The organism is Xanthomonas sp. 10-10 (assembly GCF_040182365.1).
In the GTDB taxonomy this organism is placed as follows: domain Bacteria; phylum Pseudomonadota; class Gammaproteobacteria; order Xanthomonadales; family Xanthomonadaceae; genus Xanthomonas; species Xanthomonas arboricola_F.
In genome coordinates this window covers 1,892,319-1,916,940 of sequence record NZ_CP144460.1, presented here as the reverse complement: position 1 = coordinate 1,916,940, position 24,622 = coordinate 1,892,319, and the positions used below count along the sequence as shown (strand labels likewise).

Here is a 24,622-nt window from a genome sequence, read left to right as displayed (position 1 = left end):
TCGCACCACATCCTTGCCGATCAACACCCACTCCTCGTCAAAACGCGTTGAGCCCCGTCAGCGCACGTCCCACCACCAGCTGGTGCACGGTTTCGGTGCCCTCGTAGGTAATCACCGATTCCAGGTTGAGCGCATGCCGGATCGCCACATGTTCGGTGGTGATGCCGGCCGCCCCCAGAAGGTCGCGGCACTCGCGCGCCACGTCCAGCGCCATGCGGCAATTATTCCACTTTGCCAGCGAGATCTGTTCCGGTCGCAGCGTCCCGGCCTCCTTCAGGCGGCCAAGCTGCAGCGCCAGCAACTGCGCGGTGGAAATCCGCCGCGCCATGTCGGCCAGCTTGATCTGCGCGCTCTGGGTGGCCGCCAGCGGCCGGCCGAACAGGATGCGTTCGCCTGCGTAGGCCAGCGCCTCGCGCAGGCAGGCCACCGCCGCGCCGATGGCACCCCAGGCGATCCCGTAACGTGCCTGGTTGAGGCAGCCCAGCGGCGCCTTCAACCCGGCCGCGTTCGGCAGGCGCATCTGCTCGGGTACGAACACGTTGTCCAGGAACAACGCCGAGGTCACCGAGGCGCGCAGGCTCATCTTGTGGGCGATGTCCTGCGTAGTGAAACCGGGGCTGGCGGTTTCCACCAGAAAACCGCACACGCCATCGTCGGTGTGCGCCCAGACGATGGCCAGGCTGGCGATGCTGCCGTTGGTGATCCACATCTTTGCGCCGTTCAGGCGCCAGCCGTCGCCATCGCGCACTGCACGCGTGGTCATCGCCGCAGGGTCCGAGCCGCCTTGCGCTTCGCTCAGGCCGAAGCAGCCGATGACGCGGCCGGCGGCCATCTCCGGCAACCAGCGCTGGCGTTGCGCGTCGCTGCCATAGGCATGGATGGGATACATGCACAGCGAGGACTGCACGCTGACGAAACTGCGCAGGCCGCTGTCGCCGCGCTCCAGTTCCTGGCAAATCAGCCCGTAGGACACCGCTCCCAGACCCGCACCGCCATCGCCGACCGGCAGGCTGGCGCCCAGCAGCCCCAGTCGCGCCAGGTCAGGCACCCACTCGCTTGGGAACCGCCCCGCGTCGAAGGCATCGCCGATCGCCGGCAGTACCCGCGTATCGGTAAAACGCGCGACGGCGTCCTGCACCGCCCGCTCTTCGTCGGTCAGCAGCGCACGGACATCGAACAGATCATCGGGACGCACCGGCATGCTGATTTCCACCACTGGAGAAGCGGCGATTATCTGCCAGTTGCCTGCCGAACATGGCGGCGACGTGTACAGCGCACGGGAGTTACCGCTGGCCTGAAAACAAAAAGAGCCGGCAGTGCCGGCTCTTTTTGCTGACGCAGCGATCCAGCCGGAAGGCTGCCAGCGTGTTACTGGCGCGTACTGCCCGCATCCACGCGGACGCCCCGGTCACCGGCCGTCGACGCGGTCTGGGTCACCAGCTGGCCATCGACCACCGGCAGACGATCGCTCGCCGGCTTGTCGTTCATACGCACGGTCTTCTCGAACCCGTCGTAGCGGTAGGTCACGTCGTAGGCCACCACGTTGTCGGCGTCGCCCAGCGAGATGCGCTCGCCCGGCTTGCTGTCCATACGCATGGTCCCGGTGGTGCCGTCGGCATTACGGTAGGTCACGTCGTAGCCCACGACGCGCGAGGAGCTCGAATTGGCGTTCTCGGTGTGGCACTGGCGTTCGGTGCGGTCGACTACGCGGCCGCCGACATGATTGCGGTCGACCCGGTTGCCGATGAAGCCGCCACCCACCGCACCTGCGGCGGTCGCCAGCTTGCGGCCGTTGCCGCCACCCACCTGGTTGCCCAACAGGCCGCCGATCACGGCACCTGCGACGGTGCCGCCGACGTTGCCATCGCGCTCGGGCAGACGTTCCTGCACCACCACGTCGCGGCACACTTCGCGCGGCGAGGAGCTGGTGGTGGTTTCGCGAATGGCCGCGCTGTTGACGACCTGCGCATACTGCGGCTCGCGCTGGGTGATCGGCGCGACCTTGACCACGTCGGCATATTCCAGACCACGCGGTGCCGGCTCGCCGTTGGCGACGAAATCGCCCGAGGACGGACGGTTGTTCATGAAGGCGGCAGTGGCCACGCCTCCCACCAGCAAGGCACCAGCGGCGACCAGTATAGTTGTCGTGTTGCTCTTCATGACCAGCTCCCTGCGGACGCACCGCGTTGTTGACGGCGTGATTCCAGCACGGGAACCCTGAACGAAAACGCCCTCGCTCATGAACGCCACGGTTAAGTTCAGCTAGCGGTTACTTCATGCACTTCTAACAGCCGGAGTCTTCGCATGCGAAATCCCCTGACCGCACGTGCCCTGGAATGGGCGGCCAAGCTGCGCTATCCCACCTTGTTCAAGCTGGCAGCCACGCTGTTCGTGGTGGATGTGCTGGTGCCGGATCTGGTGCCGTTCGTGGACGAACTGCTATTCGGCCTGACCACGCTGCTGCTGGCGAACTGGAAAACCCGCAAGGCGCCGCTGCCGGCACCGGTGCGCCGCGACTGATGCAGTTGATCGACAGCCATTGCCATCTGGACGCGGGCGAATTCGACCACGACCGCCCTGCGGTGATCGCGCGCGCGCACCAGGCCGGCGTCGTGCAACAGGTGGTGCCGGCCGTCACTGCCGCCAGCTGGCCGGGCTTGCGTGAAGTGTGTGAAATGGCGCCTGGGCTGCATCCCGCCTATGGCCTGCACCCGATCTTCCTGGATCAACACCGCCCCGCGCATCTGGAGCTGCTGGCCGAGTGGATCGAGCGCGAGCGCCCCTGCGCGATCGGCGAATGCGGGCTGGATTTCTATCTCGAAGGACTGGACGCGCAGGCCCAGCGCGACTATTTCGATGGGCAGCTGCGCCTGGCAAAGCGCCACGACCTGCCACTGATCGTGCATGCGCGCCGCGCCACCGAAGAAGTCATCGCCCGCATCAAGGCCGTCGGCGGCCTGCGCGGCGTGGTGCACAGCTTTGCCGGCAGCCCCGAGCAGGCGCGGCAATTGTGGACACTGGATTTCATGATCGGCCTGGGCGGCCCGGTCACCTACCCGCGCGCCAATCGCCTGCGCGGCCTGGCCGCAACCATGCCGTTGCAGCACCTGCTACTGGAAACCGACGCACCCGATCAACCCGACGCCAGCATCCGCGGCCAGCGCAACGAGCCGGCCGCGCTGCGGACGGTAGTGGACTGCATCGCGCAACTGCGCGGCGAAGACGCCGAGCGCATCGCCGCACAGACCACGGCAAACGCACGCGCCCTGTTCGGCTTGCCGGGCTGATCAGGCAGGCCGCCGCAGCGCGCGCATGCAGTTACGATGACGCGGCAGCGACCTCGGCCACCGGCTTGGACGCAGCGGCCTTGGGCTTGAGCAACATCTCCAGCGCCTTGCCGACCGCTACAAACGCGAACGTGCCGGTGATATGCGTGGCTGCGCCCAGCCCCGCCCCGCAATCCAGCTTGAGCGTGGCATCGGCATCGAGTTGCGGGCGAATGCCGCACACGCTGCCGTCGGCCTGCGGGTATTTGACGTTTTCCAGCGAGTACACCGCCGGCACGCCGAAATAGCGCTGCGCATTCTTCGGGAAGTTGAAGTCGCTGCGCAGCTTCTTGCGGATCAATGCCAGCATCGCATCGTGCTCGGTGCGCGAGACATCGCGCACGCGCACCAGGGTGGGATCGGTGCGCCCGCCGGCAGCGCCCACGGTGAGCATCGGCAGCTTGCGGCGGCGGCACCAGGCAATGGTTTCCACCTTGACCCGGAAACTGTCGCAGGCATCGATCACCAGATCCAGGCCGTCGCCCAGCAGGGTTTCGATGTTGCCGGTGGTGAGAAACGCCTCCACCGCCTCGGCGTCGATCTCCGGGTTGATCGCGACGCAGCGCTCGGCCATGGCGCGCGCCTTGTTGCGTCCGTACTGCCCGGCCAGCGCCGGCAATTGCCGATTGGTATTGGACACGCACAGGTCGTCGGCATCGATCAGGCGGAGATGGCCGACGCCGGTCCGTGCCAGCGCCTCCACCACCCACGAGCCCACACCGCCCATGCCCACCACCGCCACGCGGCAGGCGGACAACCGCTCTACCGTGCCGACTCCGTACAGCCGGTCGATACCGGCAAAGCGTTCACGCCATTGTGCTTTCATCGGCCTATTTTACGCGCGCCGCCGTGCGCGCGTCCGCCCCACCGGGGGCTTTAATGCCGGAGCAGCTCGCCATGTCCGCCACACCTCCCCATCAGTCACGCGCGGCCCGTTACGCCTTCATGCTGGTGCTGGGCGTGTTGATCGGGCTGATCACCACGGTCATGCTGGCGCGGGTGTTGCAGGCGCGGCGCGACCCGCTGCCCGACAGCCTGATGCACGTGCTGGACTACCAACTGCGCGCCCTGCAGCCGCAGCCCGGCAGCGCGTGCACAGCTGCGCAGCAGCAGGCGCGACTGCAATCGCTGCGCTTGCTTGCCGACGAACTGGAACCGGCATTTGCGCAGATTGGCGAAGATCGCCGCTTCGGCGAACATGCTCAGGCACTGCGTGTCGCCCTGGAGCAGGCGCAGCGCAGCGCGCCGTCCAGCTGCGCCGCGTTCGTGCCGATCAAACGGCGGGTCGCGGAGGCGTGCGAGGCATGTCACCGCGACTTTCGATGAGCCTGGATGAAGGCGACGCTCGGGTTTCGTTAAGCCTGGAGTGATCCAGTTGGCAGACCGTTCACCTGGACCAACACAGGATGACGTCGCCGCGGCCCCGACCGCCTTGTCGACCCACCTGGAGACACCCATGAAAACCCGACTGCTCGTTATCGGCCTGGCTGCAACCGCGACCTTGGTCGGCTGCGCCACATCACAGCCCCAGTACGGCAGCTATCGCGGCGACCGCGGCTACGACCAGGGCTATTCGCAGCCTGCGCAGCGTTGCGTGGACTGCGGCATCGTCACCCGCATCGATGAAGTCGGCCCCACCCGCACCGCGCCCACCGGCACCGGGGCGGTGCTCGGCGGTATCGTCGGCGCGGTGGCCGGCCGCCAGATTTCCAAGGAAACCGGCGGCAGCAAGGGCAACAAGAATGTCTCGGCCGTGGCTGGCGCCGCTGCCGGCGCGCTGGCGGGCAACGCCATCCAGAACAACGTCACCAGCGAGAGCTTCGACGTGCAGGTGCGCATGGACGATGGCCGCGTCATCGTGGTGAACCAGCGCGACCTGGCCGGTGTGCGCGAAAACGCTTACGTGCGCGTGGTCAACGGCAAGGTAGTGCTGCGCTGAGCAACGGCTGCGGCCGACGTGCAGACAACAAAAAGGCCCGGTGACGGGCCTTTTTGCTGGGCGCGTGATGCATCGCCCCCGATGCCGTAGCTCAGACCACCTGCACCGCATCGGCCTGCAGGCCTTTCTGGCCTTGCACGACGGTAAAGCTGACCTTCTGCCCCTCCTTGAGACTCTTGAAGCCCTGGATCTGGATGGCGCGGAAATGGACGAAGACGTCTTCGCCGTTTTCGCGACTGATGAATCCAAAGCCCTTGGCATCGTTGAACCACTTTACGACACCATTCTCGCGTTCGATGTTGGACATCTCGACTGACTCCCTACGACACTGTGATGGACTGGCGGTGGTGGCTGTGATTGCAAGGAGGAAGCGAGGTACAAGGATGTAGCGGATCGGGCGATCTACCGCATCAGGCCACGATTCACGGTGACCTTTGCAAACAGCAGCGGCTGCAACTTAACCCGCGCAAAACCAATTTTCAAGCACCCCTTGCGTATTTTTGTCAAGCCTGAAATAGGACATTTGCAAACCTTCATGGACACGACTGTCGTTTATTACGTGCTGGCTGGCGCACTGGTGCTGGTGGGTCTTGCCGGCGTCATCCTGCCCGCACTGCCGGGCTTGCCGCTGGTCTTTGCCGGATTGCTGGTGGCCGCCTGGGCAGATGGGTTCACCCATGTCGGCTGGGTCGCGCTGCTGATACTCGGATTGATCACCGCCCTGTCTTTTGTCATCGACTTCCTTGCCACCCTCTATGGCGCGCAGCGCGTGGGAGCCAGCAAGATGGCGATGTGGGGTTCGGTGATCGGGGCCATTGCCGGGATTTTCTTTATGCCGATCGGCCTGTTCGTCGGCCCGTTCGCCGGCGCGTGGTTGGGCGAGTACTACCAGACCCGCAAGACCGGCCAGGCCACCAAGGTCGGCTTCGGCACCTGGGTCGGCATCATGCTGGGCACGGCCACCAAGCTGGCGCTGGGCATGTGCATGTTGGGTGTGTTTGCAATTGCCTGGTTCTTCTGACACGCGAGCCGATGTCCCAGGCCGGCACGGCCACGGTTGCCGCGAGCGTGCAGACCGGCCCTCAATAACGGCCCCGCCAGCGTAGCGGCACCTGCCTAAACGCATCGCCCCGGATGTTATGCCACCGTGTACACATGGCGTATGCAGACGCGACCGTTAAGCTACGCGCCTGACGCGCCTGCCTGGCGCCTACACTCGGCCAGACTGCCCATGCCCAAGCACCACACCCGTCCCCTGATGCTGATCGCCCTGGCCGCTGCGCCATTGGCGCATGGGCAGGAAATCGCTCCGCAGCCCGCATCGCCGCAGGCCTGTACCTCCGTGACCTCGGATGCCGCGCGCCTGGCGTGCTACGACCAGGCGCTGGGCTACACCCCGCAGGCCGTGCAGGAGGCAGATGCCGCAGCGCAGTTGGCCAAGCAAGCCGCCAAACCGGAAGACACCGGCAAGACCAGCCGCGTAGGCGATTTTTTCCGCGCCGACGGTCAGGATCAGCCGAAGGAAGAAGCGGTCGCCAATGCCGGCCGCGGTTCGCTGCTGGATCGCCGCTGGGAACTCGCCAAGGACTCCAAACTGGGGACCTTCCAGCTGCGCGGCTACAAGCCGGTCTACCTGCTGCCGGCGTTCTGGACCAGCGACTCCAACCGCACCCCGCAATCGCCGAATCCGGCCAACTCGGTCAGCACGCCACAGCAACTGGACAGCGCCGAGTTGAAGTTCCAGCTGAGCTTCAAGACCAAGGTGGTCGAAGACCTGTTCGGCGACAACGGCGACATCTGGATGGGCTACACCCAGAGTTCGCGCTGGCAGGCTTACAACACCGATGCCTCGCGCCCGTTCCGGGAAACCAATTACGAGCCGGAAGCGATGCTGGTGTTCCGCAACAACTACAGCCTGTTCGGCTGGAAGGGCCGCATGAGCGGCATCAGCATCAACCACATGTCCAACGGCCGCGAAGATCCGCTGTCGCGCTCCTGGAACCGGGTCATCCTCAACATCGGGCTGGATCGCGAAAACTGGGCGCTGACGCTGCGCCCGTGGTTCCGCATCAAGGAAGACCGTGTCGACGACAACAACCCGGACATCGAGGATTACATGGGCCGCGGCGACGCGACCCTGGTCTACAACAAGGACGGCCACGAATTTGCGTTGATCGCGCGGCATTCGCTGCGCGGCGGCGACCGCTCGCATGGCTCGGTGCAGCTGGATTACGGCTTCCCCATCACCAACCTGCTGCGCGGCCATGTGCAGGTGTTCGACGGCTACGGCGAAAGCCTGATCGACTACAACCACAAGGCCACCTACATCGGCCTGGGCGTGTCGTTGCTGGAGTGGTTCTGACGTTTCCGGAATTACGACAACGCGTGCGTCGCAGCCTGACCACGTGCTGAGACTGCGTGGGACCTCAGCGATGTGAGGGACAGGAATAAAAAAAGCCGGCAGCGATGTCGGCTTTTTTGTGTCGCGATTACCGCACGCACAACAGGGACGGCGAAAGACCGTTGCCAGCCGCCCTGTTTCAGGCGGGGACTCAGACGTCGAAGAAATCCACCTTGCCGTCCTTCAATGTGTAGTACGCGCCCACCACGCGGCATGCGCCTGTGCGCAGCGGTTCGAGCAATGCCGGTTCGGAGGCGCCGCGCAGGCGGTCGACGGTGCGCTTGACGTTGGCCTTGACCGAGGCGGCGAGCAGGTCGTCGCTGCCCTTGCTCTTGGCGGCCAGCACCGCCGGGACGATGGGTTCGATCATGGAGCCGATCGCGCCGGGGAAGAAGGCATTCTGTTCGACAACCGACACCGCCGCCGCCACTGCGCCGCAGCTTTCGTGCCCCATCACCACCACCAACGGCACGCCGAGCTGGCTCACCGCATATTCGATCGACCCGAGCGCGGTGGTGTCCACGGTATTACCGGCGTTGCGCACGATGAACATCTCACCCAGGCCGCGGCCGAACAGCAGCTCTGGCGGCACGCGCGAGTCCGAGCACGACACCAGGATCACGAAGGGAGTCTGCCCGAGCGCCAGTTCCAGACGCCGCTTGCTGTCGGAAATAACCTTCTTGGGGCGATTTTCGACGAAGGCCGCGTTTCCGTCGCGCAGCACCTGCAGCGCCTGTTCGGCATTCAAGTCGGTCTTTTTCGAGGGTGCTGCCGCGCGCACCGCGAACGGGAGGGATGCGGCAGCGGCCGCGATCGGCGCGCAACAGGCGCACTGCAGCAATTTTCGGCGGGATGCGGAATGCGACATGGACGAGCCCCTGCTCTCTGGTTGGTGTCGCGATCCTACTACGCGGCGAGCGCGGCAAAATGCCTGCCGGAGAGGTTATACGGACATGACTTCGCGCCCACGCGCCGCAGGTTCAGGTCCAGTCCGTCAGGCCCTCGCGGCGATAGGTTTCCTGAAACGCAGGACGCGCCTTCATACGCTGCGCGTGCGCCTGCAGTGCAGGCCAGGTATCGGTCGGGCGCGGCATCTTGCGCGACCAGCGCATCAACATGGTCAGCATGAAATCGGCGGCCGATGGCGTCTGGCCGAGCAGATACGGCCCGTGCGCCTGCAGATGCGCATCGACCTGGGTCCAGGCCGCTTCCAGCTTGTTGCGTGCCTGGGTCTGCGCTGCATCGACGTGCGCAGCGCCGGCCGGCTCGTGCGGATAGAACCAGGCGCGATACGCCGGCTGCAAGGTGTTGGCGCAGAAGAACATCCACCTGTAGTACGCCGCACGCTCGGGCGTGGCCACCGGCGGCGCCAGACCGGCTTGCGGATAGAGATCGGCCAGGTGCATGACGATGGCGGCCGCTTCGGTGAGTACCTGCCCGTCCAGCACCAGGGTCGGCACCACCCCGGCCGGGTTGAGCGCCAGATACTCTGGCGCCTTTTGCTCGCCACGTTCGAAATCCAGCGGATGCAGTACGTGCGCAACGTCCAGTTCGATCAACAGCCAATGGACGACCAGGGCGGCGGTACTGGGGGTGTGGTAGAGCGTGGCGGCCATGCGGGGTCTCGGGTCAGTTGGTACAGGCGCGCAGGCAGGCGAGCTTGCGCGGTTCGCAACGATTGTCGTCGCTTTGCTGGGTGCAGTCGAAGACCTGCGCCATGCAGTTGGCCCGTTGCGCCGGATTCTGTACGTCGTCGCAGCGCTTTCCTCGCGGCGCCACCCTGCTGCTGCAACTGGACTCGCTGGGCCGGTCGGCGCGGCATTGTCGAGCGCTGCTATTGCACTGCGCGATGCAGCGATCCGCAGCCGAGGGGCCGTTGAAGCGTGTCGCGGCATCGTTTGTTTTGAGCGGCTTGCGCTCTGCGAACGGCACCGGGGCGGCAGGTGGCGGCGCGTAGTTGCGCGAGGGAAACAACACCGTGGGTGCTTTTTGCTGCTGCGCCGCCGAGCTCAGGCTCAGGCACGACAACAGCGCAACGCAGACGAGTCGGAGCATTCCTGTTCTCCTGAAGGTTACCGGTCAGTGCGGCGAGCATAGCCGGTTCCCGTGGAGCCACGCCTGTCTTCTCTGCTGAGAGATCGCAGATGCCGCCTCTCCGACGGCACTGGACCCGCTGCCGGCACCAGCCTGCGTCTGCCGGGTGACCTGCAGCAAACGGCAAGGCGTGCCATTGCCTCGCGGTTCCAGCCACGCCTGACGAGCGCACTGTGGCGCAGTCGTCAGGCGGATGCAGCCGATGCGGAACACGCGCGTCTGCGCGCTTGTTTCGCCAACGGGCGCAGACCGCCTTGCTGACGGTCTGCTTGGCCGGTTGCGACTGCCGTTATTCCACCACGACCGGAATCTTGCCGATACGCGACTGCCATTGGCGTGGGCCGGTCTTGTGCACCGATTCGCCGGTGGAATCCACCGCCACGGTGACCGGCATGTCCTTGACCTCGAACTCGTAGATCGCCTCCATGCCGAGATCTTCGAAGGCCAGCACGCGCGCGGCCTTGATCGCCTTGGACACCAGATAGGCCGAGCCGCCGACCGCCATCAGGTACACGGCCTTGTTGTCGCGGATCGCATCGATCGCGGCATCGCCGCGCTCGGACTTGCCGACCATGCCCAGCAGGCCGGTCTGCTCGAGCATCTGGCGGGTGAACTTGTCCATGCGCGTGGCGGTGGTCGGGCCGGCCGGGCCCACCACTTCGTCGCGCACCGGATCGACCGGGCCGACGTAATAGATGAAGCGGTTGGTGAAATCCACCGGCAAGCTTTCGCCCTTGTTGAGCATGTCGATCATGCGCTTGTGCGCGGCGTCGCGGCCGGTCAGCAGCTTGCCGTTGAGCAGCACCACCTCGCCCGGCTTGAAACTGGCGACCTCTTCCTTGGTGATGGTGTCCAGGTTGACCCGGCGCGCGTTGGTCGGGTTGTAGGTGAGCTTGGGCCAGTCTTCCAGCGACGGCGGGTCCAGCATCACCGGGCCGCTGCCGTCCAGGGTGAAATGGGCATGGCGGGTGGCCGCGCAGTTGGGGATCAGCGCCACCGGCAGGTTGGCGGCATGGGTCGGGTAATCCTTGACCTTGATATCCAGCACCGTGGTCAGGCCGCCCAGGCCCTGCGCGCCGATGCCGAGCGCGTTGACCTTTTCATAAAGTTCAAGCCGCAGTTCCTCGGCGCGATTGGACGCGCCGCGCGCCTGCAGGTCGACGATGTCGATCGGCTCCATCAGCGCTTCCTTGGCCAGCAGCATCGCCTTTTCGGCAGTGCCGCCGATGCCGATGCCGAGCATGCCCGGCGGGCACCAGCCGGCGCCCATGGTCGGCACGGTCTTGAGCACCCAATCGACGATGGAGTCGGACGGGTTGAGCATGGCGAACTTGCTCTTGGCTTCCGAACCGCCGCCCTTTGCCGCGACGATCACCTCGACATGGTGGCCCGGCACGATCTTGGTATTGACCACTGCCGGGGTGTTGTCGCGGGTGTTGGTGCGCCTGCCGGCCGGGTCGGCCAGCACGCTGGCGCGCAGCTTGTTGTCGGGGTGGTTGTAGGCGCGGCGCACGCCTTCGTTGACCATGTCTTCCACGCCCATGGTGGCGTCGTCCCAGCGCACGTTCATGCCGATTTCCAGGAACACGGTAACGATGCCGGTGTCCTGGCAGATCGGGCGGTGGCCCTCGGCGCACATGCGCGAGTTGATCAGGATCTGCGCGATGGCGTCCTTGGCCGCCGGCGATTCTTCGCGCTCGTAGGCGGCGGACAGATTCCTGATGTAGTCGACCGGGTGGTAGTAGCTGATGTACTGCAGCGCATCGGCGACGGACTGGATGAGGTCTTCCTGCTTGATCGAGGTCACGGCTGGCTCTACGGCTGGCGGGGGCAATCCGCATATTTTAGAGCAAACCGCGGGCGCGGCCGGATGTGGCATCAATCACAGCGATTGACAGGTGGAACGCGTGCGCCTGCCAGGACAAGCCTGGCGCCGCCGCGCGGCGCCGACATCGCCACCCACGCTGCACCCGCCCTGCCCGTCCCAACACCCCGCACCCACGCCGCGCGCGGCACACTAGCACGATGTCAGCTTCCCGTTCCGGCGCCACCGCGCCCGCCGCCGCCCGTACCGGCCCCACCCTGCGCGAGCGCCTGGATGCGCTGCGTAATCTGCCCCCGTTCCTGCGCCAGATCTGGCAGACCAGCCGCTGGTTGAGCGCCAGCAGCATCGGCCTGCGCGTGCTGCGCGCGTTGATGCCGGTGGCCACGCTCTACATCGGCAAATTGATCATCGACGAGGCGATCCACCTGGTCGGCCAGCCGCCGGCATTCGAGTCGCTGACCCAGGCATTGAGCAGCGGGCGCTTGAACCGCCTGCTGGAATTGCTGGCGCTGGAACTGGCGCTGGCGATCGGTTCGGACCTGCTCGGGCGCATGGTCGGTTATGCCGATGCGCTGTTGTCGGAGCTGTTCAACAACGCTGCCAGCGTGCGGCTGATGGAACATGCCGCGCAGCTGGATCTGGAAGACTTCGAAGACCCCGACCGGCAGGACAAGCTGGATCGCGCGCGGCGCCAGACCATGAACCGCATGAACCTGATGAGCCAGTTGTTTGGCCAGGTGCAGGACGCGATCACCGTGGTCAGCCTGGCGGTGGGCCTGGTGGTGTATGCGCCGTGGTTGATCGCGCTGCTGGCGGTGGCGCTGATCCCGGCCTTCATCGGCGAGGCGCACTTCAACGCATTGGGCTATTCGCTCAACTTCCAGTGGACGCCGGAGCGGCGCCAGCTCGATTACCTGCGCCAGGTCGGTGCCAGCGTGGAGACCGCCAAGGAAGTCAAGATCCTCAACCTGCATCGTTTCCTGATCGCGCGGTATCGGCGCCTGGCCGACAAGTTCTTCCAGGCCAACCGCGCACTGGCGCGCAAGCGTGCGTTGTGGGGCGCATTGCTGGCCGCGCTGGGCACGCTGGGCTACTACATGGCCTATGGCTACATCGCCTGGCGCACCGTGCGCGGCGATTTCAGCATCGGCGATCTGACCTTTCTGGCCGGCAGTTTCCTGCGCCTGCGTCAGTTGCTGGAGGGGCTGCTGATCGGGTTTTCGCAGGTCGCCGGCCAGGCCTTGTATCTGGACGATCTGTATTCGTTCTTCAACATCGTGCCGGAGATCCGCTCGCGCCCGAACGCACTGCCGGTGCCGCGCCCAATCCGCCAGGGCTTCGTGTTCGAGGACGTGGGCTTCCGTTATCCGGATGCCGAGCAGTGGACGGTGCGGCACCTGGATTTCGAACTGCGCGCCGGCGAAGTGCTGGCGCTGGTCGGCGAAAACGGCGCCGGCAAGACCACCCTGGTCAAGCTGCTGGCGCGGCTGTACGACCCGGACGAGGGCCGCATCCTGCTCGATGGGCAGGACCTGCGCGACTACGACCTGGACGACGTGCGCGCCAACTTGGGCGTGATCTTCCAGGACTTCGTGCGCTACCACCTGAGCGTGGGCGAGAACATCGGCGTCGGCCAGGTCGATGCAATGGACGATATGCCGCGCATCCAGACCGCTGCGCAGCGCGCAATGGCCGGCGAGCTGATTGACAGCCTGCCCGATGGCTACGACCAATTGATCGGCCGGCGCTTCAAGAACAGCGTGGATCTTTCCGGCGGGCAGTGGCAGAAGATCGCCATCGCACGCGCCTACATGCGCGATGCGCAGCTGATGATCCTGGACGAACCCACCGCCGCCCTGGATGCGCGCAGCGAGTTCGAGGTGTTCCAGCGATTCAAGGAGCTGTCGGACAACCGCACCGCGGTGCTGATCTCGCACCGCTTCTCCAGCGTGCGCATGGCCGACCGCATCCTGGTGCTGGCCGCCGGCCGCATCGAAGCCAACGGCACCCACGCCGAGCTGATGGCGCAGGGTGGGCGGTATGCGGAGCTGTTCGAGTTGCAGGCGGCGGGGTATCGGTGAGGTTGGGAATGGGGAGTCGGGAATGGGGAATCGTTAGAAGCTGCCTTCCCGGCAGATGAGGGCTACTGAAAGCGCTGATCCGGAAGCATCCGTGATTTTTCAGCTGCCGCCCCGATTCCCCATTCCCCATTCCCCATTCCCCATTCCCCATTCCCAGCCAAATGAGAGTTCATCTCATTTGGCCGGCTTGAGGTAGAATTGGCCGTTACTCTTCCCACGACACTTACCGGTATGTCTTCCGCTTTCGGCGCCGAAACGGTGCTTGAGGTCCGTCACTGGACCGATGCCTACTTCAGCTTCACCACCACCCGCGATGCCGGTTTCCGCTTCGAGAACGGGCAGTTCGTGATGATCGGCCTGGAGACCGAAACCCGCCCGCTGCTGCGGGCGTACTCGATCGCCAGCGCCAACTGGGAAGAACATCTGGAGTTCTTCAGCATCAAGGTGCCGGATGGTCCGCTGACCTCGCGGTTGCAGCACATCAAACCCGGCGACAAGGTCCTGGTCGGCAAGAAGCCCACCGGCACACTGCTGATCAGCGACCTGCACCCGGGCCGCAATCTGTATCTATTGGGCACCGGCACCGGCCTGGCGCCGTGGCTGTCGATCATCAAGGACCCGGAAACCTACGAGCGCTTCGACAAGGTGATCCTCACCCAGGGCGTGCGCTTCGTGCAGGACCTGGCCTATCGCGACTACTTCGAGCGCGAGCTCCCGCAGCACGAATTCCTGGGCGATCTGCTGCGCGAAAAACTGCTGTATTACCCGGCGGTGACCCGCGAAGCGTTCGCCAATCAGGGCCGGCTGACCGAGCTGATGGCCGATGGCCGCATGCAGCAGACGCTGGGACTGCCGACCCTGGACCCGGCCAACGACCGCTTCATGATCTGCGGCAGCCCGCAGATGCTGGCCGACCTGCGCACCCTGCTGGACGCGCGCGGCTTCCAGACCTCGCCACGCATCGGCACGCCGGGGCATTACGTGTTCGAGCGCGCCTTCGTCGAGAAGTGATACGGCGCACGCGACGCGGCGCCTCGTGCACGCTCCGCTGCCGTAGGAGCGCACCTGGGCGCGACTAGCCATCACCAGGAACGCCTCGTCGCGCCCGGGGTGCGCTCCTACGGGGGGCGGACGCTGCGGGTCAGGTGCCCAGCGCGCGCTCGATATCTGCTGCCAGGGCTTCCGGTTTGGTGGTCGGCGCGTAACGCTCCAGCACCGTGCCATCGCGGCCGATCAGGAACTTGGTGAAGTTCCACTTGATCGCCTCCGACCCCAAGACGCCCCGCTGCTGGTGCTTGAGCCATTGCCACAGCGGATGCGCGCCGTTGCCGTTGACTTCGATCTTCGAAGACAGCGGAAAATCCACCGCATAATCGAGCGAACAGAACTGGCGGATCTGCGCAGCATCGCCCGGCTCCTGGTGACCGAACTGGTCGCAGGGAAACCCGATCACCACCAGGCCACGTTCGCGATAGCGCTGCCACAGCGCCTGCAAACCGGCGTACTGCGGGGTAAACCCGCATTTGGATGCGACATTGACCACCAGCACCACGCTGCCGACGTAATCGCGCATCGATTGCGTGCGACCGTCCAGGTCGGTGAATTCAAACGTGGAGAGATCGCTCATGGCGTGCTCGAATGCCCAGGGAAGCGGCAGCGTAGCGCAGCCGCGGGCCACGCAGCACTGCAGCGGCAAGGCTGAACCGGCTCTCCCGTGCAAGGGTGACGAACGACACAGCTAGCGCGCTGGCGCGGCCGTCCGCACCTGCCAGCACTGCACCCGGTCCGCGCCGACGCCGCGGCTGCAACGCCAGTCAGCTCCGCCGAGCGAAGCGCTCCCGCAATCGCAGGGCCCGCACAGCGGGCGAACTTCGCTACGGCGCTTGCGTGCTGCCTGCCATGCCGGCACGACGCCGTGCGAATCGCGGTCCGGCGACGCCGGCCACGGGCCGAACCCGCCAGCATGACGACCGGCCAACCGGCGAGCCCGGCCTCGCGCGTCGGCCGCGTCTGCCAGTTGACTGCGCGAAGCCAGGGCAGCCATGCCTTTTGTCACACGCCTGTCCCGGCAGGCTGGGTTAGCCTCGGCGGTTCGCACTTTGGAGCTACCTTCTTGACCACCCGTCTCGCTTTTGCCCTGGCCGCTTCCCTGGGACTTGCCATGCCGTCCTACAGCATCGCCGCACCCGCGACCACGCAGGCTGCCACCCAAGCCAACCCCTTCTTTGCCGACAGCACGCTGCCGCTGCATTACCCGCAGTTCGACAAGATCACCGACAACGACTTTGCCCCCGCCTTCGATGCCGGCATGGCCGAGCAGTTGAAGGAAGTGGACAAGATCGCCAACCAGAAAGCCAAGCCGAGCTTCGACAACACCATCGTCGCGCTGGAAAAGAGTGGCGCCACGCTCGATCGCGCCACCACGGTGTTCTTCAACCTGGTGGGTGCCGACACCAACGATGCACGCAAGAAACTGCAGGCCGATTATTCGGCGAAGTTCGCCGCGCATCGCGATGCGATCTCGCTCAACGGCAAGTTGTTCGCGCGCATCCAGACCCTGTACGACCAGCGCGCCAAGCTGGGCCTGGATGCGCAAAGCCTGCGCCTGGTCGAGAAGTACTACAGCGACTTCGTCCGCGACGGCGCCAAGCTCTCCGAGGCCGACAAGACCACGCTCAAGGCGATGAATGCCGAGCTGGCCAACCTGGGCACCACCTTCAGCCAGAACGTGCTGGCCGAGGTCAACGCCGCTGCAGTGGTGGTGGATGACGTCAAGCAGCTCGACGGCCTGTCTGAAGAACAGATCGCCGCAGCCGCCGAAGCGGCCAAGGCGCGCAAGCTCGACGGCAAGTACGTGATCGCGCTACTCAACACCACCGGCCAGCCGCCGCTGACCCAGTTGAAGAATCGCGACCTGCGCAAGAAGATCTATGACGCGTCGGTGTCGCGCGGCAGCCACGGCGGCCAGTACGACAACACTGCGCTGGTGTCGCGCATCATGAAGCTGCGCGCCGACAAGGCCAAGCTGCTCGGCTTCCCGACCTATGCGGCGTATTCGCTGGAAAACCAGACCGCCAAGACCCCCGAAGCGGTCAACGCGATGCTCGGCAAGTTGGCACCCGCTGCTGTGGCCAATGCCAAGCGCGAGGCTGCCGACCTGCAGGCGATGATCGACAAGGAACAAAAGGCCGCGCGCAAGCCGACCTTCAAGCTCGAAGCCTGGGACTGGGCCTACTACAGCGAGAAGGTGCGCCAGGCCAAGTACAACTTCGACGAGTCGCAGCTCAAGCCGTATTTCGAGCTGAAGAACGTGCTGGAAAACGGCGTGTTCTATGCGGCCAACCAGGAATACGGCCTGACCTTCAAGCAGCGTACCGACCTGCCGACCTACCGCGACGACATCACCGTCTACGACGTGTTCGACGCCGACGGCAAGCAGCTGGCGATCTTCATCGCCGACATGTACGCGCGCGAATCCAAGCGCGGTGGCGCATGGATGAACTCCTACGTGTCGCAGTCGGACCTGACCGGTTTCAAGCCGGTGGTGGCCAATCACCTCAACATCCCCAAGCCGCCGGCCGGCCAGCCGACGCTGCTGACCTGGGATGAAGTGACCACCATGTTCCATGAGTTCGGGCATGCGCTGCACGGCATGTTCTCCGACGTCAAATACCCGTATTTCTCCGGTACCAGCGTGCCGCGCGACTTCGTCGAGTTCCCTTCGCAGGTCAACGAGATGTGGGCCGACGAGCCGTCGATCCTGAAGAACTACGCCAAGCATTACCAGAACGGCACCCCGATGCCGCAGGCGCTGCTGGACAAGGTGATTGCCGCGGCCAAGTTCAACCAGGGGTTTGCCACCACCGAGTATCTGGGTGCGGCGATGCTGGACCAGAACTGGCATCAGATCAGCGCCAGTCAGGTGCCGGATGCGGCCGGCGTGATGGCCTTCGAAGCCAAGGCCCTGCAGCAGGACGGCATCGCCTACGCGCCGGTGCCGCCGCGCTACAAGACCCCGTACTTCAGCCACATCATGGGCGGTTACGCGGCCGGCTACTACGCCTACATCTGGTCCGAAGTCCTGGATGCCAACACCCAGCAGTGGTTCAAGCAACATGGCGGCTTGAGCCGGGCCAATGGCGACCGCTTCCGCAAGACGCTGCTGTCGCGCGGCGGCAGTGTGGACGCGATGGAGCTGTTCCAGAACTTTGCCGGCCATGCGCCGCAGATCGAGCCACTGCTCGAGAAGCGCGGTCTGAGCGCACAGGGTGGCGATGGGGCAACGCCGGAAGCGCCGCAGTCCAAGCCGTAATCGGACCTGCATGACGACAACGCCGCCCGGAGCGATCCGGGCGGCGTTGTGGTTTTTGCGAAGGCATGCGGCGCAGCTGCCGCGTGGCGCTCAGGCGTCTACGGCGTCCACGCCATTGAGCAGCTTCTTCAGCAGCTTTTCCAGACGCGCCTGCTCCGCTTCGCTGAGGTCGGCCGTCTGTTCGTGCAACAGCGTGCATGCTTCCGGCAACACGCTTTCGATCAATGCCAGCCCGGCCGGTTGCAGGGTCAGCATGATCTTGCGGCGGTCGTCGGGACTGCTGCCACGCGCGATCAAGCCCTTCTCGCACAGCTGGTCAGTGAGCCGGGTGATGTTGGCCGGTTTCTCGCTGGCGGCCTCTGCCGCCTCGGTCGGGGTAATCGCCTGCTCAGGCGTGCCGTACAACATCATCAGGATTTCGTATTCCGGCGGGCTGATCCCGTACGGCTTGAGTCGCACACAACTGATGGTGTGCAGCCGCTTGTAGAGATGCTTGATCAACCTCACCAGGACAGCGGGCTCCCGCGGGAAGGCTGGGTAGCGCGCGCAGGTGTGGTCCACGCGATTTGCGGTTGGATCGAAACTACTCATATCACCCGTTTGGCTACATTACTGAATGGCCAAACCATTCAATCACATCACTTGCGCGGCAACACCTCAGCGAGCGAAAAGATGTACATATTCCGGCGCGACCCAGGGCATCAAGGTGGCTGCAGCGACCTCGGCCGTTTGCGTGCCGTCCGAATACGGCCCGACCTGGTAAGGCGGAAACACGAAGCGCACGGCAGTGATCTGCCCGGCTGCGTTCAACACCGGGACGAACTGCGCGAAGTTGTCCACTTGCGCTGCAGTGCCTTCGGCAATCATGCGGTCGGCCGATGCGACCTGTTCGGCCTGTTCCTCGACCGGTACCCGATCGGCTTCCACACGTTGGGTAGCCGCCGCATGCAATTGCGCAGCGACATCGCGACCGATCTTCTCCCATCCGGCCGGGTCGGGGACCAACGCCTGCGCGGTCAGTTGCTTGCGCTCCTTGATCAGCCACACGAAACGCGCCACCAGCGGCTCGCCATGCGCGCCACCGGTGTAGCGGCTGCCATCGGCGGAGATGACGATCAGGTCGGTGGTCTGCAACAATTTTTCGAATGCCAGCGACAACTCATAAGGCGCGGCGGGCTTGTCGTTGCCCAGACCGGAGACGGCCTCCATCAATTCGCTGCGGGCATCCTGCGCATACTTGCGAATCAACGCAGCCAGGTCAGGGTACGCATCCAGCCCGGGCGGATAGCTGATACCAATCATGTAGGCCGGCGCATGTTCGATCACATCTTCCAGCGGGCCGCTCTGCACCATCTGCGGTTCGGGAGCCGGCGTTGTCGGTGCGCCCGCATCGGCTGCCGGCTCGGTCGACTCGACTGCCGCAGGTTCGCGCTGCGTACAGCCCGTCAACAGGGCCAGCATCAGCAGACCGCGCGCACTATTGAATCCAAGCAACCGCCCCATCCCACCCGCTCCCCTGATCGAACCACCCACTGCTGTCCGTCAGGCCAGCAGATCCTGAAACTGTTGATGCCGGCGCACGTAGGCGGCGGCGTAGCTGCACGCTGGCACGACCTTCAGCCCGGCCTGGCGCGCATGCTGCAGAGCGGCCTCGACCAACACTGCGGCGATCCCGCGGCCTGCAATGGCATCCGGCACCAGCGTGTGCGTGATGGTCATGCGCGCACCGTCGAGCTGGTAGACCAGCTCGGCATGATGTCCCTCGGTGTCAACAACGAAGCGCTGCTGCGTGGAATCGTGTTCGGCGTGCACTGTCGCTGCCTCCATCGTGGTCTGCGCCCGGCAGTGAATATGCGCCAAGTGTGACCAGCGCGACGCCGCGCCTGCGTGAAAATGAATCCACGCTGTGACCGCCGGCCCGACTTGGCGACGACGTCCTTAAGTTCGCCGTGGCAGCGCCGATAGCTGACTCGACGGCGCTGCCTGCAACCGGTCTCCGGCCTGGCCAGTGCCCTCGCCTTATCAACGAGGAGTCACCGCATGCACAACGATTCGGCAGGAAACGGCACGGACAGCGATAGCTCGCTGCTGGAAGGCTTGTTCCAGTTCGCCATCAATGGCGACACCCACAACCCCGATTTCGCGCAACTCAACGATACCGTCTACGAACGTCTGCAGCAGGCCTACGGCGCAGCGTCGGGCAAAGCGCTCAGCACCGACCGCAAACGCAACGCGGCCTGACGCCGGCCTCGCTCCATCCGCCAGGACCTGCGACGCCATGGCGTCGGTCCTGGCCCGGTTGCCGCAGGCAACCGCTGCACTGATGCGTCAGCTGCGTCACCGCAGCGCCGGCCAGCCCGGTACCCCCAGGCAGCAGGACGGGCCAGCGCCCTCAGCCGAAGCGGGGATTGGACAGCTGCTCCAGGAAGACCTGCCACACCCGCGGCTCCATGATCAGCATGAACATCACCCCGAATGCCGCCCCGGCCAGGTGCGCGCTGTGGTTGATGCGATCGCCGCCACGGCGGTCCATCCACAGGCTGTAGCCCACGTAGAACACCGCATAGATGATCGCCGGTGCCGGAATGAACAGCACCAGGATGATGGTCCACGGCTGCAGCAGGATGAAGGCGAACAGCACCGCCGACACCGCACCGGAGGCGCCCAGGCTGAGGTAATTGGGGTTGTTCTGGTTTTTCAGATAGCTGGGCAGGATCGACACCACCAGCGCCGCCAGATAGAACAGCGGATAGGTCAGCACGCTGCCGGTCAGCTGTGTCATCACGCTTTCGATCACCCGGCCGAAAAAGAACAGCGTGATCATGTTGAAGACCAGGTGCCCCAGGTCGGCATGGATGAAGCCGTAGGTCACCAGGCGGTCGTACTGGCGCTGCTTGTCCAGCGCTGGAGGCCAAAGGATCAAGCGGTCGTTCAATTTGCGGTTGTTGAACGCCATCCACGAGACGATGCCGGTGATGGCGATCAGGATCAGGGTAATCATGCGGACCTCAGGCAGAACGGTAATTGTCGACCATGCGATACCGGCGTGCGTACAGGCCGAAGGCCAGTGCTGCCAGAAACGCGAAGGCCGCGAAGAAGAACATCAGGAATGCCGCTTCGCTGAGCCCAGTATCGGCGATATGGGAGGTCACCGTCGCGTTGCGCACCGCCACGTTCGATAGCAGCACCCACAGATTGCCCACCGTGGTGGTCAGATACCAGAAGCTCATCACCACGCCCTTCATCGACGGCGGCGCCTGGCTGTAGGCGAACTCGATGCCGGTGGCCGATACCAGCACCTCGCCGAAGGTGAGCAAGGCATAGGGCAGCATCTGCCAGGCGATGTGCATCGGCTCACCGCCATCCATGACGACCTGGATCGCGCCGACCGCAATCCACGCCACCCCGCTGAAGGCGATACCGCTGGTCATGCGACGCAACGGCGTCGGCTCCCAGCCTCGACGGCGCAGCAGCGGGTACAGCACCAGGTTGTTGAAGGGGATCAGCAACATCACCAGCAGCGGATTGAGCGCCTGCATCTGCGAGGCGGTGAACCACGCCGGCATGGTCATCTCGCGCCCCTGCAGCACCCAGGTCGAAGCCTTCTGATCGAACAACGAAAAGAACGGCGTCACCAGCGCGAAGATCACCAGCACCCGCAGCAATGCGCGCACGCCTTCGACCGCTGCATCCGGATGCAGGCCGCGCGCGCGTTCCAGCTGCCACCAGGTGCCGCCGCCGATCCCGGCCAGCAGCAGCACCAGCGCCATGCACAGACAGATGACGATGCCCAGCGGCTCGATCAGCACCATGCAGGCCAGTGCAGCGACCACCGCGATGATGGCCAGTGCCAGGCCAGGCCGCCCCTGCCCGGGCACGCGCGCCAGCAATGCCGTGCGCAGCACGGCGCCAAACCCGTGCGGGTCTTTCGGCGGCAACGGCACCAGCACGTAGCGCTTGCGCCCCAGCCAGAACACCAGCGTGGCCACGAACATCAGGATGCCGGGGATGCCGAACGCCCACGACGGGCCCAGATTCTTCAGCGCCAGCGGAATCAGCAACGAGGCGAACAGCGAGCCGAAGTTGATGATCCAGTAGAAGGCGTCGAACACCACCTTGGCCATGTGCTTGTTGGACTGGTCGAACTGGTCGCCCATGAACGAGGCCACCAACGGCTTGATGCCGCCCGCGCCCAGCGCGATCAGGCCCAGCCCCACGAAGAAGCCGTGACGGCTGCCCTCGAACATCGCCAGACACGCGTGGCCGGCGCAATAGATCAGGCTGAACCACAGGATGGTGTTGTATTTGCCGAACAGCCGATCGGCCAGCCAGCCGCCCAGCAGCGGGAAGAAGAACACCCCGATCATGAAACTGTGCAGGATGTGCTTGGCTTCGGCCTCGCGGCCCGGCCCGCCAACTTCCTGCAGCAACAGCGAAGTGATCAGAAACTGCACCAGGATGTTGCGCATCCCGTAAAAGCTGAAACGCTCGCAGGCTTCGTTGCCGATGATGAAAGGAATCTGGCGCGGCAGGCGCGCGCCGGCCGTGGGGCCCGGCAGGGTCGAGGTGGTCAAAGGCGGTCCGGTCGAGCGGTAAACGGCCCCTATCGTACCGGCGCCGAGAGGCCGGCCGCCATGCAGGAGCAGGCCGGCGGCCGGCGCGGCGCGCTGCCGACATCGGACGGCGCGCAATCGACGCCGCGTGCAGGCGCGCGCAGAACGTATCGACAGCCGGCAAAGCAGCGTGTTCGAAGCGCTCGCGCCCGCTTTGAATGGTCGGCAAATGTCGCAGTGCAGATTGGCCTGCCAGCTCGGCTCGGCTACATTGCAAACGTTTTCCTGGAACACTGGACCGCTGGATGCCCCGCTTCACCCGCCTGGCCCTGAGCCTGTTGTTGTTGACCTGTGCCCCTGCCGCGCTGGCCGCCGAACCGCTGACTACCCAGGCCGAGCGCAGCGGCTTCGTCCAGACCGGACGCTACGACGAAGTCGTCGCACTGTGCGATGCCTTTGCCCAGCGTTACCCGCAGGCGGTGCGCTGCGTGGAGTTCGGCACCACGCCGGAAGGCCGGCCGATGAAGGCGTTGATCGCCTCCACCAGCGGCGCGCTGGATGCGGGCAGCGCCGCGCAGCGCAAGCTGCCGGTGGTATTGATCCAGGGCGGCATCCATGCCGGCGAGATCGATGGCAAGGACGCGGGCTTTCTGGCTTTGCGCCAGCTGCTCGATGGCAAGGCCGGCAAGGGCGTGCTCGACAAGCTGGTCTGGGTGTTCGTGCCGGTGTTCAACGTGGATGGGCATGAGCGCTTTGGCGCCTGGAACCGCCCCAACCAGCGCGGCCCCGAGCAGATGGGCTGGCGCACTACCGCGCAGAACCTCAATCTCAACCGCGACTACGTCAAGGCCGACGCGCCGGAGATGCAGGCCATGCTGCGGCTGGTGCAGCAATGGGACCCGCTGATGTACGTGGACCTGCATGTCACCGACGGCGCCAAGTTCGAGCACGACGTCTCGGTGCAGGTCGAGCCGGTGCACGCCGGCGATACCGCGCTGCAACGCGACGGCACGCGTTGGCGCGATGCGGTGCTTGGCGATCTGGCCAGGCAAGGTTCGCTGCCGCTGCCGTACTACCCGTCTTTCGTGCACGAAGACGACCCCGCCTCCGGTTTTGCCGACGACGTCTCGCCGCCGCGCTTTTCGCATGGCTATTTCCTGCTGCGCAACCGCTTCGGCATGCTGGTGGAAACCCATTCGTGGAAGGACTACCCCACGCGCGTGCGGGTGACCCGTCATGCCATCGTGTCGGTGCTGCAGCAGGCCGCAAAACACGGCAGCGCCTGGCGCGCCGATGCGCTGGCGGCCGATCGGCGCGCCAGCCAGCTGGCCGGCATGCCCGAGCCGCTGAGCTTTGCTGCCGGCCCTGCCGCGCGCACCGTGGCGTTCCGCGGCTATGCGTACACGCGCACGCCCTCGCCGATTTCCGGCGCGTTGATGACGCGCTACGACGAGAGCAAACCGCAGATCTGGAAGCTACCGCTGCGCGATCAGATCAAGCCCGACCTGGTGGTCGACGCACCGCGTGGCGGGTATCTGGTGCCGGCCGCGCAGGCTGCCTTCGTCGCAGACAAATTGCGCCTGCACGGCATCGATTTCCGCACCGTCGCCAGTGCGGCCGAACACCCGGTGCAGACGTTCCGCGCCGACACCGCCAGCTTTGCCGCGCGCTCGAACGAAGGCCACCAGACGCTGGACGTCGCTGGGCAGTGGCGCGATGAAACCCGCGCCGTGTCCGCCGGCTCGCTGTTCGTGCCGATCGCTCAACCCAAGGCGCGCCTGCTGATGGCGATGCTGGAGCCGCAGGCACCGGACTCGTTGCTGCAGTGGGGCTTTTTCAATTCGGCCTTCGAGCGCAAGGAGTACATGGAGGCCTACGTGGCCGAAGACGTGGCGCGCGACATGTTGGCCAACGACCCCGCGCTGAAGGCGCAGTTCGAACAGCGCATCGCCAGCGACCCGGAGTTCGCCAAGAGCCCGCAAGCGCGCCTGGAGTTCTTCGCCAGGCGTCATTCCTCCTGGGACGAGCGCTACCAGCTGTATCCGGTGCTGCGTACCGCGCAGACCGATTTCTAACCGCAGCGCCGATTCC

General features: G+C 65.2%; 25 protein-coding genes. 11 read left to right on the top strand and 14 right to left on the bottom strand.

Annotation, left to right across the window (positions count from 1 at the left end; translation table 11 throughout):
• Nucleotides 1–37: 37 nt before the first annotated feature.
• Both VZ068_RS08160 and VZ068_RS08155 read right to left on the bottom strand, forming a co-directional pair.
• Nucleotides 38–1,213: an acyl-CoA dehydrogenase family protein gene (locus tag VZ068_RS08160; RefSeq protein WP_349657379.1), complete on the bottom strand. Its 1,176-nt coding sequence runs from the start codon at nt 1,211–1,213 to the stop codon at nt 38–40.
• A 155-nt stretch (nt 1,214–1,368) separates the two neighbouring features.
• Nucleotides 1,369–2,160: a glycine zipper 2TM domain-containing protein gene (locus VZ068_RS08155; RefSeq protein WP_259165427.1), complete on the bottom strand. Its 792-nt coding sequence runs from the start codon at nt 2,158–2,160 to the stop codon at nt 1,369–1,371.
• 144 nt (nt 2,161–2,304) lie between these two features.
• Here VZ068_RS08155 and VZ068_RS08150 point away from each other — a divergent pair, with 144 nt between their 5' ends.
• A complete protein-coding gene (locus tag VZ068_RS08150; RefSeq protein WP_259153550.1) occupies nt 2,305–2,520 on the top strand; it encodes a DUF6116 family protein in 216 nt (71 codons plus the stop codon).
• Entirely contained in the window at nt 2,520–3,287 is a 768-nt protein-coding gene (locus VZ068_RS08145) for a TatD family hydrolase (RefSeq protein ID WP_349657378.1), read from the top strand. Before VZ068_RS08150 ends, VZ068_RS08145 begins: the two co-directional genes overlap by 1 nt.
• Before the next feature lie 31 nt (nt 3,288–3,318).
• On the opposite strand, the gene VZ068_RS08140 is transcribed toward VZ068_RS08145, so the two are convergent.
• Complete coding sequence (locus VZ068_RS08140) at nt 3,319–4,152, bottom strand: tRNA threonylcarbamoyladenosine dehydratase (RefSeq protein WP_349657377.1); 834 nt, start codon at nt 4,150–4,152, stop codon at nt 3,319–3,321.
• A gap of 71 nt (nt 4,153–4,223) precedes the next feature.
• On the opposite strand from VZ068_RS08140, the gene VZ068_RS08135 reads away from it, so the two are divergent.
• Together VZ068_RS08135 and VZ068_RS08130 are read left to right on the top strand one after the other, a co-directional pair.
• The gene (locus VZ068_RS08135; RefSeq protein ID WP_349657376.1) at nt 4,224–4,652 is read left to right on the top strand and encodes a hypothetical protein; all 429 of its coding nucleotides are present in this window, start codon (nt 4,224–4,226) and stop codon (nt 4,650–4,652) included.
• A 130-nt stretch (nt 4,653–4,782) separates the two neighbouring features.
• A complete protein-coding gene (locus VZ068_RS08130) occupies nt 4,783–5,265 on the top strand; it encodes a glycine zipper 2TM domain-containing protein (RefSeq protein WP_349657375.1) in 483 nt (160 codons plus the stop codon).
• Between the two features lie 91 nt (nt 5,266–5,356).
• Here the strand turns inward: VZ068_RS08130 and VZ068_RS08125 are convergent, their stop codons facing one another.
• Nucleotides 5,357–5,572, bottom strand: coding sequence for a cold-shock protein (locus VZ068_RS08125; RefSeq protein ID WP_003483561.1), 216 nt, complete (start codon nt 5,570–5,572; stop codon nt 5,357–5,359).
• A gap of 228 nt (nt 5,573–5,800) precedes the next feature.
• Here VZ068_RS08125 and VZ068_RS08120 point away from each other — a divergent pair, with 228 nt between their 5' ends.
• Both VZ068_RS08120 and VZ068_RS08115 read left to right on the top strand, forming a co-directional pair.
• A complete protein-coding gene (locus VZ068_RS08120) occupies nt 5,801–6,286 on the top strand; it encodes a DUF456 domain-containing protein (RefSeq protein WP_349657665.1) in 486 nt (161 codons plus the stop codon).
• Nucleotides 6,287–6,496: 210 nt separating this feature from the next.
• Nucleotides 6,497–7,627 carry a phospholipase A gene (locus VZ068_RS08115; protein WP_349657374.1) on the top strand — a complete coding sequence of 377 codons (1,131 nt, stop codon included), beginning with the start codon at nt 6,497–6,499 and terminating at the stop codon, nt 7,625–7,627.
• A gap of 190 nt (nt 7,628–7,817) precedes the next feature.
• On the opposite strand, the gene VZ068_RS08110 is transcribed toward VZ068_RS08115, so the two are convergent.
• The 4 genes from VZ068_RS08110 to VZ068_RS08095 all read right to left on the bottom strand — a co-directional run bounded on the left by VZ068_RS08110 (nt 7,818) and on the right by VZ068_RS08095 (nt 11,567).
• Nucleotides 7,818–8,534 carry a carbonic anhydrase gene (locus tag VZ068_RS08110; RefSeq protein WP_259153536.1) on the bottom strand — a complete coding sequence of 239 codons (717 nt, stop codon included), beginning with the start codon at nt 8,532–8,534 and terminating at the stop codon, nt 7,818–7,820.
• A gap of 112 nt (nt 8,535–8,646) precedes the next feature.
• A complete protein-coding gene (locus tag VZ068_RS08105) occupies nt 8,647–9,282 on the bottom strand; it encodes a glutathione S-transferase family protein (protein ID WP_349657373.1) in 636 nt (211 codons plus the stop codon).
• 13 nt (nt 9,283–9,295) lie between these two features.
• Nucleotides 9,296–9,721: a hypothetical protein gene (locus VZ068_RS08100; protein WP_349657372.1), complete on the bottom strand. Its 426-nt coding sequence runs from the start codon at nt 9,719–9,721 to the stop codon at nt 9,296–9,298.
• Nucleotides 9,722–10,049: 328 nt separating this feature from the next.
• Nucleotides 10,050–11,567 carry a fumarate hydratase gene (locus VZ068_RS08095; RefSeq protein WP_349657371.1) on the bottom strand — a complete coding sequence of 506 codons (1,518 nt, stop codon included), beginning with the start codon at nt 11,565–11,567 and terminating at the stop codon, nt 10,050–10,052.
• A 218-nt stretch (nt 11,568–11,785) separates the two neighbouring features.
• Between VZ068_RS08095 and VZ068_RS08090 the strand changes: the two genes are divergently transcribed.
• The gene (locus VZ068_RS08090; RefSeq protein ID WP_349657370.1) at nt 11,786–13,666 is read left to right on the top strand and encodes an ABC transporter ATP-binding protein; all 1,881 of its coding nucleotides are present in this window, start codon (nt 11,786–11,788) and stop codon (nt 13,664–13,666) included.
• A 231-nt stretch (nt 13,667–13,897) separates the two neighbouring features.
• On the top strand, nt 13,898–14,677 hold the full coding sequence (locus VZ068_RS08085; RefSeq protein ID WP_349657369.1) for a ferredoxin--NADP reductase: 780 nt from the start codon (nt 13,898–13,900) through the stop codon (nt 14,675–14,677).
• A gap of 130 nt (nt 14,678–14,807) precedes the next feature.
• Here the strand turns inward: VZ068_RS08085 and VZ068_RS08080 are convergent, their stop codons facing one another.
• Nucleotides 14,808–15,293: a glutathione peroxidase gene (locus tag VZ068_RS08080; protein WP_349657368.1), complete on the bottom strand. Its 486-nt coding sequence runs from the start codon at nt 15,291–15,293 to the stop codon at nt 14,808–14,810.
• A gap of 486 nt (nt 15,294–15,779) precedes the next feature.
• Between VZ068_RS08080 and VZ068_RS08075 the strand changes: the two genes are divergently transcribed.
• A complete protein-coding gene (locus VZ068_RS08075) occupies nt 15,780–17,978 on the top strand; it encodes a M3 family metallopeptidase (protein WP_349657367.1) in 2,199 nt (732 codons plus the stop codon).
• A 90-nt stretch (nt 17,979–18,068) separates the two neighbouring features.
• On the opposite strand, the gene VZ068_RS08070 is transcribed toward VZ068_RS08075, so the two are convergent.
• The 3 genes from VZ068_RS08070 to VZ068_RS08060 all read right to left on the bottom strand — a co-directional run bounded on the left by VZ068_RS08070 (nt 18,069) and on the right by VZ068_RS08060 (nt 19,805).
• Nucleotides 18,069–18,569, bottom strand: coding sequence for a MarR family transcriptional regulator (locus tag VZ068_RS08070; RefSeq protein WP_259153529.1), 501 nt, complete (start codon nt 18,567–18,569; stop codon nt 18,069–18,071).
• Between the two features lie 66 nt (nt 18,570–18,635).
• Entirely contained in the window at nt 18,636–19,481 is an 846-nt protein-coding gene (locus VZ068_RS08065; RefSeq protein ID WP_349657366.1) for a hypothetical protein, read from the bottom strand.
• Nucleotides 19,482–19,520: 39 nt separating this feature from the next.
• Nucleotides 19,521–19,805: a GNAT family N-acetyltransferase gene (locus tag VZ068_RS08060; RefSeq protein WP_349657365.1), complete on the bottom strand. Its 285-nt coding sequence runs from the start codon at nt 19,803–19,805 to the stop codon at nt 19,521–19,523.
• A gap of 213 nt (nt 19,806–20,018) precedes the next feature.
• Here VZ068_RS08060 and VZ068_RS08055 point away from each other — a divergent pair, with 213 nt between their 5' ends.
• Nucleotides 20,019–20,219: a hypothetical protein gene (locus VZ068_RS08055; protein WP_349657364.1), complete on the top strand. Its 201-nt coding sequence runs from the start codon at nt 20,019–20,021 to the stop codon at nt 20,217–20,219.
• Nucleotides 20,220–20,370: 151 nt separating this feature from the next.
• On the opposite strand, the gene VZ068_RS08050 is transcribed toward VZ068_RS08055, so the two are convergent.
• Nucleotides 20,371–20,979: a rhomboid family intramembrane serine protease gene (locus VZ068_RS08050; RefSeq protein ID WP_259153525.1), complete on the bottom strand. Its 609-nt coding sequence runs from the start codon at nt 20,977–20,979 to the stop codon at nt 20,371–20,373.
• A 7-nt stretch (nt 20,980–20,986) separates the two neighbouring features.
• Nucleotides 20,987–22,552 carry an oligopeptide:H+ symporter gene (locus VZ068_RS08045; RefSeq protein ID WP_349657363.1) on the bottom strand — a complete coding sequence of 522 codons (1,566 nt, stop codon included), beginning with the start codon at nt 22,550–22,552 and terminating at the stop codon, nt 20,987–20,989.
• Between the two features lie 284 nt (nt 22,553–22,836).
• Between VZ068_RS08045 and VZ068_RS08040 the strand changes: the two genes are divergently transcribed.
• Nucleotides 22,837–24,606 (top strand): M14 family metallopeptidase, encoded by a 1,770-nt coding sequence (locus VZ068_RS08040; RefSeq protein ID WP_349657362.1) that lies wholly within the window; start codon nt 22,837–22,839, stop codon nt 24,604–24,606.
• The last annotated feature ends 16 nt before the right edge of the window (nt 24,607–24,622 follow it).